This window comes from Pseudomonas sp. S1_G07, assembly GCF_054668565.1.
On sequence record NZ_CP162778.1, the window covers coordinates 1,397,283 to 1,415,180 of the forward strand.

Genomic DNA, 17,898 nt, shown 5'->3' on the forward strand with positions numbered 1-17,898 from the left:
CGGCAGGCATTGCTGAAAGCCGGCGCGCTCAACAGGCGCGCCGGGCAGGCCGTCAGATCATTCGATGCTGAACGGGAAGTACTTGTCGTTGATCTTCTTGTAGGTGCCGTCTGCCTTGATCTCTGCCAGGGCTTTGTTCAGGCGCTCGCGCAGTGGGTCGCCTTTGCGTACGGCGATACCGATCTTGTCGCTTTCTACCACCGGGTCGCCCTTGAACTCATAGGCGGAACCGTCTTTGCTCTTGAGCCATTCGTACTGTACGTACTTGTCGGCGAGAATCCCGTCCAGACGGTCGGACTTCAGGTCGAGGTAGGCGTTTTCCTGAGTGTCGTAAAGCTTGGCTTCGGTGTCGGGCAGCTTGTCTTCCAGGTACGTCGCGGCCAGCGTCGCACGTTGCGCGCCGATGCTCTTGCCCTTGAGGTAGGCCGCATCGGGCTTGAAGTCGGCGGTGGCTTTGGGTGCGATGAACTGCAGCTTGTTGGAGTAGTACGGGTCGGTGAAGTCGACGGCCTGCTTGCGCTCGTCGGTGATCGACAGCGAGGACACCAGGAAGTCGAACTTCTTGGCGTTCAGGGCCGGGATGATGCCGTCCCAGTCCGATACATACACGTCGCACTTCTCGACTTTCATCTTGGCGCACAGGGCGTCGCCGATGTCTTTGTCGAAGCCTACGACGTTGCCGCTGGCGTCTTTATTGTTGAACGGCGGGTAGGCCGCTTCGATCCCCATGGTCAAGGTTTCCGCCATGGCCGTGGCGCTGAACGCCATCGAGACGGCTGCTGCCAGAAGGAATTTTTTATAGTTCTGCATGCATGTTGCTCCGTTAGCGGTTGCTGGACATGAATTGTTTGCAGCGCGCCGAAAGCGGGTTTTCAAACACCTGCTGTGGCGATCCTTGCTCTTCGATCAGGCCCTGGTGAAGGAACACCACCTCACTGGACACCTGACGGGCGAAGCCCATTTCATGGGTGACCAGCAGCATGGTGCGGCCTTCTTCGGCCAGTGCGCGGATCACATTAAGTACTTCCTGAACCATTTCCGGGTCAAGGGCGGAAGTGGGCTCGTCGAACAGGATGACCTTGGGCTGCATCGCCAGGGTGCGCGCGATGGCGGCCCGTTGTTGCTGGCCACCGGACAATTGCGCGGGGTAGGCGTGGCGCTTGTCGGCGATGCCGACCTTGTCCAGCAGGGCTTCGGCCACGTCCACGGCTTCGGCCTTGCTCTGGCCAAGCACACGGCGAGGGGCCTCGATGATGTTGTCGAGGATGCTCATGTGTGGCCACAGGTTAAAGTTTTGAAACACAAAACCGATTTCGCTGCGCAGGCGGTTGATCTGCTTGCCGTCGGCGGCCATCAGCTCGCCGTTCTTCGCGGCCTTGAGCTTGAGCTCTTCACCGGCTACCAGGATCTGGCCCTTGTGCGGGTTTTCCAGCAGGTTGATGCAGCGCAGGAACGTGGACTTGCCGGAACCGGAGGAACCCAGGATCGAGATCACATCGCCGTCGCGGGCGGTCAGCGAGATACCTTTGAGTACCTCCAGCTCACCATAGCGTTTGTGCAAGTTGCGGATTTCAAGCGCGGGCGTGGCCTCGGCCATGTGCGGTCCTCATTGTGTTCGTTGCGTTCCTGCTGTTGGGCCGCCTTCCTGGCGAGGCGCCAAGCTAGCATAGCGTCCGGATGGCAGCCAACAGCGTGGCGGGCGGTAAACAGACGGTCTGCGGCAGGGTGTCGCATCGGCACAGCAGGGTGTCGCGCCATCAACAACCGAACAACCGTTTGAACCCGAAAAACCGCAGGCTTCGCGTCAAAAAGGGCGCGATGGTGCCAGCTTTGGCCGGGGGTTGGAAGGGTTAAACGGGCAAACGGTACCTATCAGCCCTTTTATGGAGCGCCTGGCGCTTTCTGTGTGTGTTTTTGGTGCACTTCGGGGCCGCAGAAGTGAGTCGCACGGTAACGCCATAGCGAAATGCCATTGTTGTCAATGACTTGCGATGCTTTGTGAAATCTCATACAGGCCGCGTCAAGCGCGGCTTTGTAACATTTTGGCGCAAATCTTGCGTAAAAAATAAAGAACGCCCTGTTGGTTTCTTTTCACGAGGAGGATCCCAGGTCGGGCGAACCGTTTTCGCAATTCCTCGCAAAGGTGTGTCAATGAGTAGTACGCAAAGCTCCAATGACCTCGAACAGGGGCTCAAACCGCGTCACGTCACCATGCTGTCGATTGCCGGCGTTATTGGTGCCGGTTTGTTTGTCGGCTCCGGCCACGCGATTGCTGCCGCCGGCCCCGCAGTGCTGCTGGCGTATGCCGCTGCGGGTACGCTGGTGGTATTGGTGATGCGCATGCTGGCCGAAATGGCCGTGGCGTCGCCGGACACCGGTTCGTTCTCGACCTACGCCGACCGGGCGATCGGGCACTGGGCAGGTTTCACCATTGGCTGGCTGTACTGGTGGTTCTGGGTGCTGGTGATTCCCCTGGAAGCCAACGCCGCCGCGACCATCCTCCACGCCTGGTTCCCGAATGTGGCCATTTGGGCCTTTACCCTGATCATCACGTTGCTGCTGACGGCGACCAACCTGTTCAGCGTGAAGAACTACGGCGAATTCGAGTTCTGGTTTGCGCTGATCAAAGTCGTGGCGATCGTGGGCTTTGTGCTCCTCGGCCTGGCGGCGATTTTCGGCTTCCTGCCGACCAGCCAGGTCAGCGGCGTGTCGCACCTGTTCGACACCCAAGGCTTCATGCCCAATGGCATGGGCGCGGTATTGGCCGCGATCCTGACCACCATGTTCTCGTTCATGGGCACCGAGATCGTCACCATCGCCGCAGCCGAGTCGAAGAACCCAGGCCAGCAGATCACCAAGGCCACCAACTCGGTAATCTGGCGGATTGGCTTGTTCTACCTGCTGTCGATCTTCATCGTTGTGTCGCTGGTGCCTTGGAATGATCCGACCCTGGCGGCGGTGGGTTCCTACCAGACCGTGCTGGAACGCATGGGCATCCCGAATGCCAAGCTGATCGTTGACCTGGTGGTGTTGGTTGCCGTGACCAGCTGCTTGAACTCGGCGCTGTATACCGCTTCGCGCATGCTGTTCTCCCTGGGCCGTCGCGGTGATGCACCAGCAGTGGCCAAGCGCACCAACAAGAGCGGCACGCCTTATTGGGCGGTGATGCTGTCTACCGGCGCGGCGTTCCTGGCAGTATTTGCCAACTATGTAGCACCGGCCGCGGTGTTCGAGTTCCTGCTCGCCAGCTCCGGCGCCATCGCGCTGCTGGTGTACCTGGTGATCGCGGTGTCGCAACTGCGCATGCGCCAGAAGCGCACCGCTGCGAGTGAGGAGCTTGTCTTCAAGATGTGGCTGTTCCCCGGCCTGACCTACGCGGTAATGGTCTTTATCGTGGGGACGCTGACCATCATGCTGTTCCAGGAAGCGCACCGGGTCGAGATTATCGCGACTGGTGTTCTGAGCTTGCTGGTGGTGGCGGCGGGGCTTGTTGTGTCGAGTCGTCGCAAGGCGCAGAGAGTCGGTGCCGCGGTGCTGAATTGAAGTGACGGAATGCGGCGCTTGATTGCGCCGCAGGCTACTGTTTGCTCGTCTATCGCTTAACTGACTGGCATTAGGGCAAGCCCGGCCCCCAGTTTGTTTTGCGTCAGTCCTGGGACGTCGCCAGCGCCTGGGACGCAGCCACATAGTCGGCCTGGAACTGTGGCGACTCAATCCACGCCAGGGCGGCCGTTTCATCGTCGCTGTCCGTGGCCCACTGCCGATATTCGATCAGCGCTGTCAGGATAAAATCGGTGGCGTTGTCTTCACCTTCCTGTTCCAGCACCAGCGCCAGCAGCGGGTGGGCCAGGAATGCCGCGCACAACGCCTGTTGGCTGATCTCGCCAGCGGCGCGCATTTCTAGAAACAGCTCGGTCAAATCCACCGACTCAAGGTCAATGCGGCTGTCATCGCCAGCGAACGCATCCGGCTTGGCTGCGATGGCGCGCTGGGTGCAGTTTTGCTTGGCCTTGGCCTTTGCCCGGTGGGCACGTTTTTGCTGCTTGTTTGGCGAGGCCATGGGCTCACGTCCTGGGTTGAAGGATCTGGGTGGGGTATTGAAGCGCAGGTTGGGGCAAATCCCAAGAAGTTCCAGTTTTACTCGACCTTAAAGCAGCAGGCACCTAGGCTCACCTTTTCGCGAACGCCAGAGCCTCCTTTATGTCCCGCGACGCCCTTGAGCGCCACCAGATCCCTGTCTACTTCGTCACCGCCTTGCTGGCTGCCACCTTCGGCCTGCTCGCCCCTTCTTCGGCTCACCACTTGCGTGTATTGATCACACCTGCCATTGCGGTGCTGATATACGCGATGTTCCTGCAAATCCCGTTTCTGGACCTGCGCCACGGCTTGAGTCACAAGCGCTTCCTGTCGGCGCTGCTATTGGCCAATTTTATCTTTGTGCCGTTGCTGGTATGGGGTCTGACCCGTGGCCTGGTGGAGCACCCGGCGCTACTGGTGGGCGCGTTGCTGGTGCTGCTGACGCCGTGCATCGATTACGTGGTGGTGTTCACCCATATCGGCAAGGGCGATGCGCGGTTGATGCTGGCGGCGACGCCTGTGCTGTTGTTGCTGCAGTTGGTGTTGCTGCCGGTGTACCTGGGTTTGATGCTGGGCGCGCAGCCTGAGGTGGTGGTCGAGGTGGCGCCGTTTGTCGAGGCGTTCCTGTGGTTGATCGTGGTGCCGATGCTGCTGGCGGTGGCCACCACGTACCTGGCGCGGCGCTCGTCAGCCGTCAACGCTTGGAACAATGCCTGGGCATGGCTGCCGGTGCCGGCGATGGCGCTGGTACTGCTGGTGGTGATTGGTTCGCAGGTGACCTCGGTTGTACGCGATATCGGCCTGCTGTTACCGGTGACTCCGGTGTATATCGGCTTCCTGCTGCTGGCGCCGCTGGCGGGGTTGTTGGCCGCGCGTCTGTTCACGCTGCCGGCGATGAGCGCGCGCACGGTGGCCTTCAGCGCATCGACGCGCAACTCGCTGGTGGTGTTGCCCCTGGCGTTGGCGTTGCCCGAAGACGTGCGCGGCCTGGCGGCCACGGCGGTGATCCTGCAAACCCTGGTCGAGTTGGTGGGCGAATTGATCTACGTCCGCCTGATCCCACGGCTGGTATGGCGCGGGGATCGGTAAAAAATGAATATGCTGGTCTGTTCAGGCGTTATTAGGGATGTGTTCGGCACCATGAGCCAGCGCCCCCTACCTGACAGGTCAGTCGATGGATCACCGCAGCCGTTTTCGCCTCGAGTCCCTGGGCATTTTCCTGCTCGCCTTGTTGCTGTTCACCCTGGGCATATGGGATCAGCAACCCCAGGGTTTTGACGGGCGCTGGGCGCTGTTCCTGCAAGAAATGTTTCGCCATGGCGCGAGTTTTTTCCCCACCACCTACGGTCAGCCCTACGCGGACTACCCCGGTACCGCGACCTTCTTCAGCTATGTATTCGCTCGGCTGTTCGGCGCGCCCAACCACCTGGCAAATGTGCTGCCCACTGCCCTCGCATCCGCCGGGGTGGTGGCCGTGATCTATCGCTTGCTGGTCCCGCTGAACCGCCAATGGGCGTTGCTTACGGTGCTGCTGACGTTGCTCACCAGCCAGTTGCTCGAGAAGTCGCGCTCGGTGTGCCTGGACCAGATGGTGGCGTTGCTCTGTGTGGGCAGTTTTTACCTGCTGCACAGTGGCGAGCGCCTGGGGTCGCAGTGGCGGCAGCTCGCGGTGTTCCCGCTGTTTGTCCTGGGCTTTGCGATACGTGGGCCATTGGGTTTGATCGAGGTTTGCGGGGTGACGTGCGTGTACTGGGCGCTGGGCAGTCCCGGTGCGCGAGTCAGGCAAGTATTGATCCACGGTGTCGTCGGCCTGGTGTTGCTGGCGGGCTGTTGGTGGTTGTTGATGAAGCTGGCGCGCATCAGCGGTGGCGAGGCATTTGCCGCCGAGGTGTTCAAGATGCAAGTGGGCGGGCGCCTCGATGAAAACGGCGAACCGTTCTATTTCTACCTCCAGTTGAGTGTGTACCGCTACTTCCCCGTGGTGCCATTGGCGTTGGCCACCTTGATTGCACTGCGTCACCGCTGGCGCGAGCGCGACGATCACACGGTGCAATTGGTGGTGCGGCTCGGTGCCTGTGGCTTGATGATTTTGCTCGGGTTGTCGGTGCCGCATTTCAAGCGTGCCTACTACATCCTGCCCATGGTGCCGCTGTTTGCGGCTGTCGCGGCCTATGGGTTGCTCCAGGCGCAAGGCTGGCTTGCGGGTGTGCGCAGAGGCTATGAGGGGCTTGTCGTGGCGCTGCCGACGCTGTGCGTGGTTGCCGTGCTTGTCTGTCGGCATGGCTGGCAGAAGCACGGTTACTGGCCTGACGTTTCACTGCCGGTATTGATTGGCGCGCTGGTTGCGCTGCAGGTGGCGGCACTGATCGCCTGGCATCGGGCGGGACGGCTGGTGGGGCTCAGCCTGATCGCACTGGCGGCGCAGTGGTTGCTGCTGGTGACCGTGGTGGAGCCGGCCAAGGACCTGCAATTCGATACCCGACAGTTTGTCGACCAGGTAGAGGCGCTTCGCGATGCGCAGCCGGGGCCGCTGGTGTTCGTCAACCTTGGCCGCGATACCTGGGCGGTGCGCTACATGATGAACCTGGACCATGACGAACAGCCGCTGTTTGTTGGGCGTGATGAGTTGCAACGGTTGGATCAACTGCCCCGGCCGTCATGGGTGATCGTGGCACGCAGGGAAACCGAGTTGTTGAAGGGAACCCCTGTGGAGCATTTAGAGCCGATGTTCAACGGGCGTCTGAATGACAATCCGCTGCTGGTGTTTCTGCTCGAGTGAGCAGGGCAACCTGGCGCGCCTGGCTGTAGGTGTGCAGGTTTTATGAATCTGGCTGTGATGGGGGGCAGAGCAGGAGAGGCGCTGTAAATTACAGGCAACAAAAAACCCGCACCAGGCGGGTTTCTTGTGTGTTTCGGATGGCGTTTGCACCACCTGAAACTTAATAGTGGTGCCCAGAGACGGAATCGAACCGCCGACACGGGGATTTTCAATCCCCTGCTCTACCGACTGAGCTATCTGGGCAACGGGGCGCATTAAACGGGTTTTTCAGGGGGTCGTCAAGCAAGTTTTCAAAAAATATTTAATTATTACCGTCGCTTACGTGCCGACCCCGGCTTTTGATCAATTATTGAGCAGGCGGCACGTAGCCTTCGGCCTTGGCGTAATCCTCGCCGGAAAAGAACTTGTCCATCTCGCCCTGCAGGTATTTGCGGTCTTCGGCGTTCATCATGTTCAGGCGTTTTTCGTTGATCAGCAGGGTCTGGTGTTTTTGCCAGTCAGCCCAGGCCTTGGCGGAGACGTTGTCGAAAATGTCCTGGCCCTTGGCGCCTGGAAACGGCGCGCGTTCCAGGGCTGGCAATTCTTCGTGGTACTTGCGGCACATGATGGTGCGGGTCATGACGACTCTCCTGCGTTCAATGCATCGGCCGCGCGCTTGAGCAGTTTCTTTACCGGGGCGGCAAGGCCCAGGCGCGGCGGGGTGGCGAGGTTATACCAGAGCCAGTCGGCCTCGGCCACGTGAAGGGCGGATTCCTCGACCTGGACCAGCCAGGGTTCGATGGCCAGCTGGAAGTGGCTGAAGGTGTGGACCAGACCCGGCAGCTCCCGGTGCGTGCCCAGTGCGAGCGCGTGCTGGTTGGCCAGGTGTTCGAGGTCGGCCAGGTCGTCCAGCTCGGGCAGGCTCCACAAGCCGCCCCACAGGCCCGTGGAAGGGCGACGGTAAAGCAGGATGGCGCCCTCGGCATTGGCGAGCATTGGCATCAGCGTGCGCTTTTGCGGGATGCTCTTGCGCGGCTTGGGGATCGGGTAGCGCGTTTCCAGGCCGAGCAGATGGGCTTCGCAGCCCTTTTCCAGCGGGCACAGCAGGCAGCTGGGTTTGCTGCGGGTGCAGAGGGTGGCGCCCATGTCCATCATCGCCTGGGTGTAGGCGTTGACGCGATCATGGGGAGTGAAGCGCTCCGCGGTGGCCCACAGCTGCTTGGCCACCTTGGGTTCGCCTGGGTAGCCCTCCTGCGCGGTATAGCGTGCCAGTACGCGCTTGACGTTGCCGTCGAGGATCGGTGCGCGCAGGCCCATGCTCAGGCTGGCGATGGCGCCGGCGGTCGACAGGCCGATGCCAGGCAGTTCGGTGAGCTTTTCGACATCCCTTGGAAACTCGCCGCCGTATTCGGCGACGACGATCTTCGCGGTCTTTTGCAGGTTGCGCGCCCGGGTGTAGTAACCCAGGCCGGTCCACAAATGCAGCACTTCGTCTTCCGGCGCGGCGGCCAGGGCTTCAACCGTGGGCAAGGACGCCATGAACCGGTCGAAGTAATTGAGCACGGTGCTGACCTGGGTCTGTTGCAGCATGATCTCCGAGACCCATACCCGGTAAGGCGTAATGCCCTGTTGCCAGGGCAGGTCATGGCGACCGTGGCGGTCGTACCAATCCAGCACCGCCGTTGAGAACTGCTGGTCTTTCATCGTTTGAACAGGCCTTTCAACGCGTCTTTGAGCTGTGGGTTGACCTTGTCGAGCTTCTCTTCCAGCTTCTCGCCGAGCTTGTTGCCGGCCGCCTTGATAGCGACCTGGCTCAGGCCGTCCTTGTCCAGGCGGCAAGCCTTGGCGCCCAGCTCCAGCGGGCCACGGCAGCGCAGAGGCACTTCGATGCCCTGGAAGTTGGCCCCTACTTCGCAGGCCGGGTCCGGCACTTCGCGTTGGTCGCCTTCGACGATGATGCCGACGCGGTAATCCATGCCCAGGACGCGCAGGTCGATGTCGCCATTGCCGTTGACCGCCAGCCCCGGGATGCGCACTTTGAGGTCGGGGTTATTCGCCACGCCGTTACGGAAGGTCAGGTTGCCCTTCAATTCCTGGAACGGCGTGTCCTTGCCTCGCGGCTCGCTGCGCAGGGTCTTGCGGTTGAGCAGGGCGATGCCGGTGCACAGTTGCTGCTCAAGGTTGGCGTTGAGCAGCACGCCGTTGTTGATCACAAAGCTGGCGGTGCCGTTAAGGCTGTCGATCAGGGCCTTCTGGCTGTTGCCGCGGCCGCTGAGGTTGCTGTCGAGAGTGACCAGGCCTTTCACCGGCGGCGTTTGCCCCTGGGCTTGCAGGATGCGTTCGACCGGCACTTGCCTGATCTGGCTTTGCAGCGCGAGCAGCGGAATGTCCTGGCGCACGTCGAGCGTGCCGTTGGCCTGGAAGGTGCCATTGTAGAGGCCGCCGCTCAGGGTATTGAGCTTGAGCTGGCCATCGAGACCGGAGGCTTTGAGCACGGCATTCTGGATCGGCAATTTGCTCAGGGTCAGTTGGTCGAAGGCCAGGTCGGCGTCCACATCCAGCGTGCGCAGGTGAGCCAGTGGCAGCAGTTTGTCGGTGCTCCAGGCGCCTTTGGTCGGTGCCTCAGGCAGCGGTGTGGTGCCACCGGCGGCCATGGCGCCGGCTTCGCTGTTCTGCACTTCGGCCTGGCGCGCCGCGGTTGCGCCCTTGGCGGATTCGGACTTGGCCGGCAGGTAGTTGTCGGCGTTGAAGGTGTCGCCCTTGAGCTGCACGCGCAGCGATTGCTTGGCGAAATCGTCCACGGCGACGCGGCCGGTGAAGGTGCTGCCGTCGAGTTTCAGGTTCAGGTCTTCCAGGGCCAGGCTGGTCGGCGTGCCCTTGAGACGGCTGACCAGTTCCACCTTGCTCAGGCTGCCTTCGGCCATGGCCGGCAGCGGGCTGCCCACGCTGTCGAGGAACTTGGCCAGGTCGAACTGGGCGATGGACAGCGCGCCGCTGAGCTGCGGCGTGTTGTCCAGGTTGTTGACTTTCAGTTCGCCCAGCGCGCGCAGCTGGTTGGCCGACAATTTCAGGTTGGTCCATTCGGCGATATTGGCCGCCTGGTCGACCAGCAACTGCCCCTGGGTAGAGAAGGTCACGGTCTTGCCTTGCAGCGGTTCGCCGGTGGCTTCGCCGCTGATGCGCATGTCTTCGAACTGGTAGCGCTTGAGGGCGCGCTGGATGCGCAGGTTGCCATTGAGCTCGGTCTTGACGCGCATCACCGGCTGGTTGCTGCCGAAGAAGGCGGTGAGCTTCACCGGGATGCTCGCGCCTTCGTGCACGGCGCCGGCGCTCAACTGGATGCTTTCGGCGCTGAACTGCTTGCCGGTCTGCTCATCGTTGTATTCGACACGGGCGTTGTTGATGGTCAGGCTGTCAATATCCAGGCGGATGGGCTGGGCCGGCTTTTCCGGCTTGGGCGCGGCGGGCGTTTGCGCGGGGGCGGCAGCGGGCGTTTCAGTGCCGGCCACCGGTGCGTTCTTGCCGATGTCTTCCCAATTGCCATGGCCCTGTTTATCGCGGTTGAGGCGCAGGTTCAGGCCTTCGACCCGTACATCGCTCATCTGGACTTCACGGCGCAGCAGTGGCAGCACGCGGACCGACAGGCCAAGCATCTGCAGGTCGGCAAACGGTTGGGTGGGGTTGGTCAGGGTGGCGACGCTGGCTTCGTGCAGTTCGAGGCCCAGCCAGGGGAACAGGCTCCAGCCGATATCGCCATTGAGTGTCAGCTCGATGTGGGCCTTGTCGCGGGCAATCTGGCGAATCTCTTCCTTGTAGTCGTTGGGATCGAAGAGGTGGGTCAGGGCAAAGCCGAGAGCCACAATGATCAGCAACAGCCCGAGAAGTACCAGACCCAGGATTTTGCCGAACGCTTTCATGGGCGAGTCCTTGTATGTCGATTTCAAAATTTAGCCGCAGAGTATAACGCCCGACGGCCTGCGTCAGTTCATCGATCGTTACATTGTATCCACGGCCGGAAAAACGGGATTTTGACGTCAATAAAACTAAAAAAACGCAAAAAGATGATGTCATTTTGGTTTTTCTGTCACTCGCAGATGCTAATCTTCGCCCGTTCGTTCGCCTTCTGCGACTTATCGTCGCGCTGAAAATGGAGCTTCACTCAACAAAACGGCCACGCTTTGCGTGCAAGGCCGAGGGAGAGAGCGCCTGACGAACGCATACTAATAACTGGGGGAAACACCAATGAGCACTAGCACTGCGGCAGGTCATACCGCCGCGCAGCCCGCGTTCCTGTCCAAGGAGCGCATTATCGCCAAGCCGGGATTCAACCGCTGGCTGGTTCCACCGGCCGCCCTGGCCATCCACCTCTGCATCGGCATGGCCTACGGCTTCTCGGTGTTCTGGTTGCCGCTGTCCAAGGCGTTGGGGATTACCAAACCGGTTGCCTGCGCACCGGACATGAGCTTTATCGCGCAAGTCTTCTCGTCCCAATGTGACTGGCCCATCTCCATGCTGGGCTGGATCTACACCCTGTTCTTCATTTTCCTGGGCTGCTCGGCAGCCATCTGGGGCGGCTGGCTGGAACATGCCGGGCCACGCAAGGCTGGCGTTGTCTCGGCGTTGTGCTGGTGCGGCGGCCTGTTGATCTCGGCACTGGGTATCTATACCCACCAGATCTGGCTGATGTGGATCGGTTCCGGGGTTATTGGCGGTATCGGCCTGGGGCTGGGTTATATCTCGCCTGTGTCGACCCTGATCAAATGGTTCCCGGACAAACGAGGCATGGCCACCGGCATGGCGATCATGGGCTTCGGCGGCGGCGCGATGGTGGGAGCACCCCTGGCCGCAGCGCTGATGGGGCACTTCGCTTCGCCGACCAGCGTGGGCGTCTGGCAGAGCTTCGTGGTGATGGCTGCGATCTATTTCGTGTTCATGATCGGCGGCGCATTGTCCTACCGCGTTCCGCCGACCGGCTGGAAGCCTGAGGGCTGGACCGCACCGGCGAAAAAAGCCAGCAACGCGATGATCACCCACCGTCACGTGCACGTGAACGTGGCGTGGAAAACCCCGCAATTCCGCCTGGTCTGGCTGGTGTTGTGCCTGAACGTGTCCGCCGGTATCGGCATCCTCGGCATGGCTTCGCCGCTGCTGCAGGAAGTGTTCGGCGGCAAACTGCTGGGTGTGGATGTGCCGTTCGGCCAGCTGGACGCCGGGCAGCTTGGGTCAATTGCTGCCATTGCGGCGGGCTTCACCGGTCTGCTGAGCCTGTTCAATATCGGTGGCCGGTTCTTCTGGGCGTCGTTCTCCGACTATCTGGGGCGTAAAAACACCTACTTTGTGTTCTTCGCCCTGGGCTTTGCCTTGTACGCACTGATCCCGAACCTGGGGCACCTGGGCAACGTTGCGCTGTTCGTGGCGGCGTTCTGCATCATCCTGTCGATGTACGGCGGTGGTTTTGCGACCGTCCCGGCCTACCTGGCCGACCTGTTCGGTACGCAGATGGTCGGCGCGATCCACGGTCGCCTGCTGACTGCATGGGCGGCGGCGGGCGTGCTGGGCCCGGTGTTGGTGAACTACCTGCGTGAATATCAGCTGAGCATCGGCGTTGAACGCGCTGCGGCCTATGACATCACCTTGTACATCCTCGCCGGCCTGCTGGTACTGGGCTTTATCTGCAACCTGCTGGTGCGCCCGGTGGCCGACAAGTACTTCATGACCGATGCGGAACTGGCCGCCGAGCAGGCGCTGGGCCATGACAAAGGCGCCGATGCCACCACTTCCCTGGAGTGGAAAGCCGCGTCCGGCACCGTGCCATTGGCGATCGCCGCCTGGCTGGTGGTGGGTATTCCGCTGGCGTGGGGTGTGTGGGTGACCCTGCAGAAGACGGCGGTACTGTTCCACTGATGCAATACCTGTAGGGGCTGGCTTTTTGTGGCGAGCGGGCTTGCCCCGCGTTGGGTCGCGAAGCGACCCCAAGGAGACCCGCGCGTTTTTTCAGTTAAAACGCGTAGGTAGGTTTTGGGGCTGCTTCGCAGCCCAACGCGGGGCAAGCCCGCTCGCCACATAAGCGGGTACCCACATGTGTGCACATGTCTATCCCCGACATTCCTCGCTTCAACTCGTCAGTCTTATCCCCTTCGATGTTTCTGTTTGGCGCCCGCGCCCCTATAATGGCTGCCTTTTTCGCCCAATGATTTTGCGGAGCTGGTGATGGCCGAACGTAAGGCGTCCGTCGAGCGCGACACTCTGGAAACCCAGATCAAAGCCTCGATCAACCTGGATGGCACCGGAAAGGCCCGATTTGATATCGGTGTACCTTTTCTTGAGCACATGCTGGACCAGATCGCCCGTCACGGGCTGATCGACCTGGATATCGTCAGCAAGGGCGACCTGCATATCGACGACCACCACACGGTGGAAGACGTAGGCATCACCCTCGGCCAGGCCTTTGCCAAGGCCATCGGCGACAAGAAAGGCATCCGTCGTTACGGCCACGCCTATGTCCCGCTGGACGAAGCGTTGTCGCGTGTGGTCATCGACTTCTCCGGCCGCCCCGGCCTGCAGATGCACGTGCCCTACACCCGCGCCACCGTGGGCGGCTTCGACGTCGACCTGTTCCAGGAATTCTTCCAGGGCTTCGTCAACCACGCCCTGGTCAGTCTGCACATCGACAACCTGCGCGGCACCAACACCCACCACCAAATCGAAACCGTGTTCAAGGCTTTCGGCCGCGCGTTGCGCATGGCCGTGGAGCTGGATGAGCGCATGGCCGGGCAAATGCCCTCGACCAAGGGCGTCCTTTAATGCAGACGGTCGCGGTTATCGATTACGGCATGGGTAACCTGCACTCGGTGGCCAAGGCTCTCGAGCACGTAGGGGCCGGCAAGGTGCTGATCACCAGCGATGCCAACGTGATTCGCGAAGCCGACCGCGTGGTGTTCCCCGGTGTTGGCGCGATTCGCGATTGCATGGCCGAGATCCGCCGCCTGGGCTTTGACAGCCTGGTGCGCGAAGTCAGCCAGGACCGTCCGTTCCTCGGCATCTGCGTGGGCATGCAAGCCTTGCTCGACAGCAGTGAAGAGAACGGCGGCGTCGACTGCATCGGCCTGTTTCCTGGCCAAGTGAAGTTCTTCGGCAAGGACCTGCATGAAGACGGCGAACACCTGAAAGTCCCGCACATGGGCTGGAACGAAGTGCGCCGCACCGTCGACCACCCGCTGTGGCACGAGATTCCGGACATGGCGCGCTTCTATTTTGTGCACAGCTACTACATCGCTGCCGGTAACCCGCGCCAGGTGGTGGGTGGCGGGCACTACGGCGTCGACTTCGCCGCCGCGCTGGCCGACGGTTCGCGCTTTGCCGTGCAGTTCCACCCGGAGAAGAGCCATACCCATGGCCTGCAATTGCTGCAGAACTTCGCCGCCTGGGATGGCCGTTGGTAATGGCCAAGAAGGCCAAGCCGCCGATCTTGAACCTCACGCCCGAGCAGGAGCGTGAGGCCACCAACAAGATCAAGCACTTCATGGAAGACCGCTTCGAACTCAAGCTGGGCTCGTTCGAGGTCGCCGAGATTCTTGACCTGTTCACCACCGAAGTGGCGCCACACTATTACAACCGGGCAATTTTCGACGCGCAGACGCTCCTTAAAGAAAGGTTCGAAAGCATCGAAAGCGACCTGTGGTCGCTTGAAAAGAGCAGCTGAAAGCTTCAGGCCATAAGCTGCAAGAATTGATACGCGTGCTTGCTTGCAGCTAATAGCTTGCAGCTTGCAACTTTTTGACGAAGGAAAAGCATGCTCATTATCCCCGCTATCGATCTCAAGGACGGCGCCTGCGTACGTCTGCGCCAAGGCCGCATGGAAGACTCCACCGTGTTCTCCGATGATCCGGTGAGCATGGCTGCCAAATGGGTGGAAGGGGGTTGCCGTCGCCTGCACCTGGTGGACTTGAACGGTGCCTTCGAAGGCCAGCCGGTCAATGGCGAAGTGGTCACCGCGATCGCCAAGCGCTACCCCAACCTGCCGATCCAGATCGGCGGCGGTATCCGCTCGCTGGAAACCATCGAGCACTACGTCAAGGCCGGCGTGAGCTACGTGATCATCGGCACCAAGGCGGTGAAGGACCCGGCATTCGTCGCCGAGGCCTGCCGCGCCTTCCCAGGCAAGGTGATCGTCGGTCTGGACGCCAAAGATGGCTTTGTCGCCACTGACGGTTGGGCTGAAATCAGCACCGTGCAGGTGATCGACCTGGCCAGGCAGTTCGAAGCCGATGGCGTGTCTGCCATCGTTTATACCGACATCGCCAAAGACGGCATGATGCAGGGCTGCAACGTACCGTTCACCGCTGCGCTGGCGGCGGCGACGAAGATTCCCGTGATCGCTTCCGGCGGCATTCACAACCTGGGCGACATCAAGTCGCTGCTGGATGCCAAGGCCCCAGGCATCATCGGTGCCATCACCGGCCGCGCGATTTATGAGGGTACGTTGGATGTGTCCGAGGCTCAGGCCTTGTGTGATGGCTACGCGGCCAGCTCCAAGTCATAAGCCGCAAGCTGCAAGTAAAAGCAGATCTGCTTCAACTTGCAGCTTGTAGCTTAAAGCTTCTTAATCGGAGATTAAGTCTATGGCTTTAGCCAGACGCATCATCCCTTGCCTGGACGTCGACAACGGTCGCGTGGTCAAGGGCGTCAAGTTCGAGAACATCCGTGACGCCGGCGACCCGGTGGAAATCGCCCGTCGCTACGATGAGCAAGGTGCCGACGAGATTACCTTTCTCGACATCACCGCCAGCGTCGACGGCCGCGACACCACGCTGCATACCGTCGAGCGCATGGCCAGCCAGGTGTTTATCCCGCTGACCGTGGGCGGTGGCGTGCGCACCGTGCAAGACATCCGCAACCTGCTCAATGCCGGCGCGGACAAGGTCTCGATCAATACCGCAGCGGTGTTCAACCCGGAATTCGTCGGCGAAGCCGCGCAGCATTTCGGCTCGCAGTGCATCGTGGTGGCCATCGACGCGAAGAAAGTCTCTGGCCCGGGTGAAACCCCGCGCTGGGAGATCTTCACCCACGGCGGGCGCAAGCCCACCGGCCTGGACGCGGTGGAGTGGGCGATGAAGATGGAAGGCCTGGGTGCCGGTGAAATCCTGCTGACCAGCATGGACCAGGACGGCATGAAAAACGGCTTCGACCTCGGCGTGACCCGCGCCATCAGCGACGCCCTGGGCATTCCCGTGATCGCCTCCGGCGGCGTTGGCAACCTGCAGCACCTGGCTGATGGCGTGATCGAAGGCCATGCCAGCGCGGTGCTGGCGGCGAGTATTTTCCACTTTGGCGAATACACCGTTCCCGAGGCCAAGGCCTATATGGCGGCACGCGGTATCGTCGTCCGCTAAACGTTGCTGGACACCCTGGCAGGCGCGCGGCACTCTCTGCGCTTGCCATGGATTCCGGTAACCTTCATGTTCAAGCACCTGCTGTTCGCCCTCGCCAGTACGTCTTTGCTGTTGGCAGGCTCGGCCCGCGCCGAAGCACCGTCCGACGCCTCCCTGGTGTTGCTGACGGAGAATTTCCCGCCCTACAACATGGCGAAAAACGGCAAGAACTTCGCCAGGGACGAGAACATCGAAGGCATCGCCGTGGACATCGTGCGCGAAACCTTCAAGCGCGCCGGCATTTCCTACAACCTCACGCTGCGTTTTCCCTGGGAGCGTATCTACAAGCTCGCCTTGGAGAAACCCGGTTATGGGGTATTCGTGATGGCCCGCCTGCCGGACCGCGAAGCGTTGTTCAAGTGGGTCGGCCCCATCGGTCCCGATGACTGGGTGCTGCTGGCGAAGGCGGACAGCAAGATCCAGCTGGCCGACCTCGAGCAGGCGCGCGGCTACAGGATCGGCGCCTACAAGGGCGATGCCATCGCCGATACCCTGACGAAGCAGGGCCTCAAACCGGTTGTGGTATTACGTGACCAGGACAACGCGCAAAAACTGCTGGAGGGGCAGATCGACCTGTGGGCCACCGGCGATCCAGCGGGGCGTTACCTGGCGCGCCAGGTCGGTGTGACCGGGCTCAAGACGGTGCTGCGGTTCAACAGCGCGCAGCTGTATCTGGCGTTGAACAAAGAGGTGCCGGATGAAATGGTGACCAAGCTGCAGGCAGCTCTGGATGAACTACGCAAGAGCGGTCGCATAGACCAGATCATGGCCCAGTACTTGTAGATACTTTGTTCGCGGTCAAGCTTTCAGCAGATGTTTTTCGCGAGCAAGCTCGCTCCTACAGTGAGGGTGAGCCGTCAGCGGTAAACGCCGTTTTTACCGTGCCCATCCATGGCCTGGTTGCTGCGCACGCTGATCATCAGCTTGATATCGATCCACTCCACCCCCTGGGCCTTGAGCTTGGGCAGCTCACGCTCGAGCACTGCCAGGGTTTGCGGGTAAGGGTGGCCGATCATCACCGCCGAGCCCTGCTTGTGGGCCAGCTTGATTGCCGTCTGCAATTGCGTGGTGATTGCCGCTTCGGTGCGTTCATCGTCCAGGAACACATCCCGCGAGACACTGGCCAGGCCGATCTTCTGTGCCTCGGCGCCAGCCACGGTTTGTGCGCTGGTGCGGCTGTCGACAAAGAACTTGTTGCGCCGTTGCAGCTCGGCCATCAACCAGGCCATGGCCGCCGGCTGGGCGGTCATGCGGCTGCCCATGTGGTTGTTGATCCCGGCGGTGTAGGGCACGGCCTTGAACGCGGCGTCCAGGCGTTTACCCAGTTCTTCGATAGGCAGTTCTGGGTGCCAGGCGAACGGGCCGGTGGCCGGGTCCATGGGCATGTGCAGGATCACGATCTTGCCGGCCTTGTGGGCTTCGCGGGCGAATTCGGCGGCGTGGGGTGTGTCGGGCATGATCGCGGTGGTCACCGGTCCCGGCAGGGCCAGCACACGCCGATCCCGGGGCAGGTTCTGGCCCAGGTCGTCGATGATCAGGGTCAGGTAGGCTTTGTGCGGCTCGCTGGCCGGGGTCGCGTGGGCGACCCCGGCCAGGCTGCATAGCACAGCGATGATCAGGGCAACACGCATA

17 protein-coding genes and 1 tRNA gene are annotated in these 17,898 nt (G+C 61.3%); 10 read left to right on the top strand and 8 right to left on the bottom strand.

What is annotated here, in order from left to right; translation table 11 throughout:
• Window positions 1–57: 57 nt before the first annotated feature.
• Both AB4O05_RS06410 and AB4O05_RS06415 read right to left on the bottom strand, forming a co-directional pair.
• Window positions 58–810 carry an ABC transporter substrate-binding protein gene (locus AB4O05_RS06410; RefSeq protein ID WP_460132167.1) on the bottom strand — a complete coding sequence of 251 codons (753 nt, stop codon included), beginning with the start codon at window positions 808–810 and terminating at the stop codon, window positions 58–60.
• A gap of 13 nt (window positions 811–823) precedes the next feature.
• Window positions 824–1,597, bottom strand: coding sequence for an ABC transporter ATP-binding protein (locus AB4O05_RS06415; RefSeq protein WP_460132165.1), 774 nt, complete (start codon window positions 1,595–1,597; stop codon window positions 824–826).
• Window positions 1,598–2,151: 554 nt separating this feature from the next.
• Here AB4O05_RS06415 and gabP point away from each other — a divergent pair.
• Window positions 2,152–3,543 (top strand): GABA permease, encoded by a 1,392-nt coding sequence (gabP, locus tag AB4O05_RS06420; protein ID WP_460132164.1) that lies wholly within the window; start codon window positions 2,152–2,154, stop codon window positions 3,541–3,543.
• Between the two features lie 103 nt (window positions 3,544–3,646).
• On the opposite strand, the gene AB4O05_RS06425 is transcribed toward gabP, so the two are convergent.
• A complete protein-coding gene (locus AB4O05_RS06425) occupies window positions 3,647–4,060 on the bottom strand; it encodes a hypothetical protein (protein ID WP_460132162.1) in 414 nt (137 codons plus the stop codon).
• A gap of 140 nt (window positions 4,061–4,200) precedes the next feature.
• Between AB4O05_RS06425 and AB4O05_RS06430 the strand changes: the two genes are divergently transcribed.
• Window positions 4,201–5,166, top strand: coding sequence for an arsenic resistance protein (locus AB4O05_RS06430; protein ID WP_460132160.1), 966 nt, complete (start codon window positions 4,201–4,203; stop codon window positions 5,164–5,166).
• An 85-nt stretch (window positions 5,167–5,251) separates the two neighbouring features.
• Window positions 5,252–6,856 carry a glycosyltransferase family 39 protein gene (locus AB4O05_RS06435; protein WP_460132158.1) on the top strand — a complete coding sequence of 535 codons (1,605 nt, stop codon included), beginning with the start codon at window positions 5,252–5,254 and terminating at the stop codon, window positions 6,854–6,856.
• A gap of 167 nt (window positions 6,857–7,023) precedes the next feature.
• Here the strand turns inward: AB4O05_RS06435 and AB4O05_RS06440 are convergent.
• From AB4O05_RS06440 to AB4O05_RS06455, 4 genes are all read right to left on the bottom strand, one after another.
• Window positions 7,024–7,099, bottom strand: a tRNA-Phe gene (locus tag AB4O05_RS06440).
• A gap of 103 nt (window positions 7,100–7,202) precedes the next feature.
• Window positions 7,203–7,475, bottom strand: coding sequence for an oxidative damage protection protein (locus tag AB4O05_RS06445; protein WP_460132156.1), 273 nt, complete (start codon window positions 7,473–7,475; stop codon window positions 7,203–7,205).
• On the bottom strand, window positions 7,472–8,539 hold the full coding sequence (gene mutY / locus AB4O05_RS06450) for an A/G-specific adenine glycosylase (protein WP_460132154.1): 1,068 nt from the start codon (window positions 8,537–8,539) through the stop codon (window positions 7,472–7,474). The genes AB4O05_RS06445 and mutY overlap by 4 nt, the downstream gene beginning before the upstream one ends.
• Complete coding sequence (locus tag AB4O05_RS06455) at window positions 8,536–10,752, bottom strand: AsmA family protein (RefSeq protein ID WP_460132153.1); 2,217 nt, start codon at window positions 10,750–10,752, stop codon at window positions 8,536–8,538. Before AB4O05_RS06455 ends, mutY begins: the two co-directional genes overlap by 4 nt.
• Before the next feature lie 325 nt (window positions 10,753–11,077).
• Here AB4O05_RS06455 and AB4O05_RS06460 point away from each other — a divergent pair, with 325 nt between their 5' ends.
• From AB4O05_RS06460 to AB4O05_RS06490, 7 genes are all read left to right on the top strand, one after another.
• A complete protein-coding gene (locus tag AB4O05_RS06460) occupies window positions 11,078–12,739 on the top strand; it encodes an OFA family MFS transporter (protein ID WP_460132152.1) in 1,662 nt (553 codons plus the stop codon).
• A gap of 306 nt (window positions 12,740–13,045) precedes the next feature.
• On the top strand, window positions 13,046–13,639 hold the full coding sequence (hisB, locus tag AB4O05_RS06465) for an imidazoleglycerol-phosphate dehydratase HisB (RefSeq protein WP_017849940.1): 594 nt from the start codon (window positions 13,046–13,048) through the stop codon (window positions 13,637–13,639).
• On the top strand, window positions 13,639–14,277 hold the full coding sequence (gene hisH, locus AB4O05_RS06470; protein WP_460132151.1) for an imidazole glycerol phosphate synthase subunit HisH: 639 nt from the start codon (window positions 13,639–13,641) through the stop codon (window positions 14,275–14,277). Before hisB ends, hisH begins: the two co-directional genes overlap by 1 nt.
• Window positions 14,277–14,537 carry a DUF2164 domain-containing protein gene (locus AB4O05_RS06475; protein WP_460132150.1) on the top strand — a complete coding sequence of 87 codons (261 nt, stop codon included), beginning with the start codon at window positions 14,277–14,279 and terminating at the stop codon, window positions 14,535–14,537. Before hisH ends, AB4O05_RS06475 begins: the two co-directional genes overlap by 1 nt.
• Before the next feature lie 90 nt (window positions 14,538–14,627).
• Window positions 14,628–15,377, top strand: coding sequence for a 1-(5-phosphoribosyl)-5-[(5-phosphoribosylamino)methylideneamino]imidazole-4-carboxamide isomerase (gene hisA / locus AB4O05_RS06480; protein WP_460132148.1), 750 nt, complete (start codon window positions 14,628–14,630; stop codon window positions 15,375–15,377).
• 79 nt (window positions 15,378–15,456) lie between these two features.
• Entirely contained in the window at window positions 15,457–16,227 is a 771-nt protein-coding gene (hisF, locus tag AB4O05_RS06485; RefSeq protein ID WP_064450246.1) for an imidazole glycerol phosphate synthase subunit HisF, read from the top strand.
• A 66-nt stretch (window positions 16,228–16,293) separates the two neighbouring features.
• Entirely contained in the window at window positions 16,294–17,049 is a 756-nt protein-coding gene (locus AB4O05_RS06490) for a substrate-binding periplasmic protein (protein WP_460132146.1), read from the top strand.
• 74 nt (window positions 17,050–17,123) lie between these two features.
• Here the strand turns inward: AB4O05_RS06490 and AB4O05_RS06495 are convergent, their stop codons facing one another.
• On the bottom strand, window positions 17,124–17,897 hold the full coding sequence (locus AB4O05_RS06495; protein WP_460132144.1) for a divergent polysaccharide deacetylase family protein: 774 nt from the start codon (window positions 17,895–17,897) through the stop codon (window positions 17,124–17,126).
• Window position 17,898: the final 1 nt, after the last annotated feature.

Excerpts from the sequence above, each read along its gene's own strand:
- AB4O05_RS06410 (WP_460132167.1), bottom strand. The coding sequence starts at position 810 with ATGCAGAACTATAAAAAATTCCTTCTGGCAGCAGCCGTCTCGATGGCG.
- AB4O05_RS06415 (WP_460132165.1), bottom strand. The coding sequence starts at position 1,597 with ATGGCCGAGGCCACGCCCGCGCTTGAAATCCGCAACTTGCACAAACGC.
- gabP (WP_460132164.1), top strand. The coding sequence starts at position 2,152 with ATGAGTAGTACGCAAAGCTCCAATGACCTCGAACAGGGGCTCAAACCG.
- AB4O05_RS06425 (WP_460132162.1), bottom strand. The coding sequence starts at position 4,060 with ATGGCCTCGCCAAACAAGCAGCAAAAACGTGCCCACCGGGCAAAGGCC.
- AB4O05_RS06430 (WP_460132160.1), top strand. The coding sequence starts at position 4,201 with ATGTCCCGCGACGCCCTTGAGCGCCACCAGATCCCTGTCTACTTCGTC.
- AB4O05_RS06435 (WP_460132158.1), top strand. The coding sequence starts at position 5,252 with ATGGATCACCGCAGCCGTTTTCGCCTCGAGTCCCTGGGCATTTTCCTG.
- AB4O05_RS06445 (WP_460132156.1), bottom strand. The coding sequence starts at position 7,475 with ATGACCCGCACCATCATGTGCCGCAAGTACCACGAAGAATTGCCAGCC.
- mutY (WP_460132154.1), bottom strand. The coding sequence starts at position 8,539 with ATGAAAGACCAGCAGTTCTCAACGGCGGTGCTGGATTGGTACGACCGC.
- AB4O05_RS06455 (WP_460132153.1), bottom strand. The coding sequence starts at position 10,752 with ATGAAAGCGTTCGGCAAAATCCTGGGTCTGGTACTTCTCGGGCTGTTG.
- AB4O05_RS06460 (WP_460132152.1), top strand. The coding sequence starts at position 11,078 with ATGAGCACTAGCACTGCGGCAGGTCATACCGCCGCGCAGCCCGCGTTC.
- hisB (WP_017849940.1), top strand. The coding sequence starts at position 13,046 with ATGGCCGAACGTAAGGCGTCCGTCGAGCGCGACACTCTGGAAACCCAG.
- hisH (WP_460132151.1), top strand. The coding sequence starts at position 13,639 with ATGCAGACGGTCGCGGTTATCGATTACGGCATGGGTAACCTGCACTCG.
- AB4O05_RS06475 (WP_460132150.1), top strand. The coding sequence starts at position 14,277 with ATGGCCAAGAAGGCCAAGCCGCCGATCTTGAACCTCACGCCCGAGCAG.
- hisA (WP_460132148.1), top strand. The coding sequence starts at position 14,628 with ATGCTCATTATCCCCGCTATCGATCTCAAGGACGGCGCCTGCGTACGT.
- hisF (WP_064450246.1), top strand. The coding sequence starts at position 15,457 with ATGGCTTTAGCCAGACGCATCATCCCTTGCCTGGACGTCGACAACGGT.
- AB4O05_RS06490 (WP_460132146.1), top strand. The coding sequence starts at position 16,294 with ATGTTCAAGCACCTGCTGTTCGCCCTCGCCAGTACGTCTTTGCTGTTG.
- AB4O05_RS06495 (WP_460132144.1), bottom strand. The coding sequence starts at position 17,897 with ATGCGTGTTGCCCTGATCATCGCTGTGCTATGCAGCCTGGCCGGGGTC.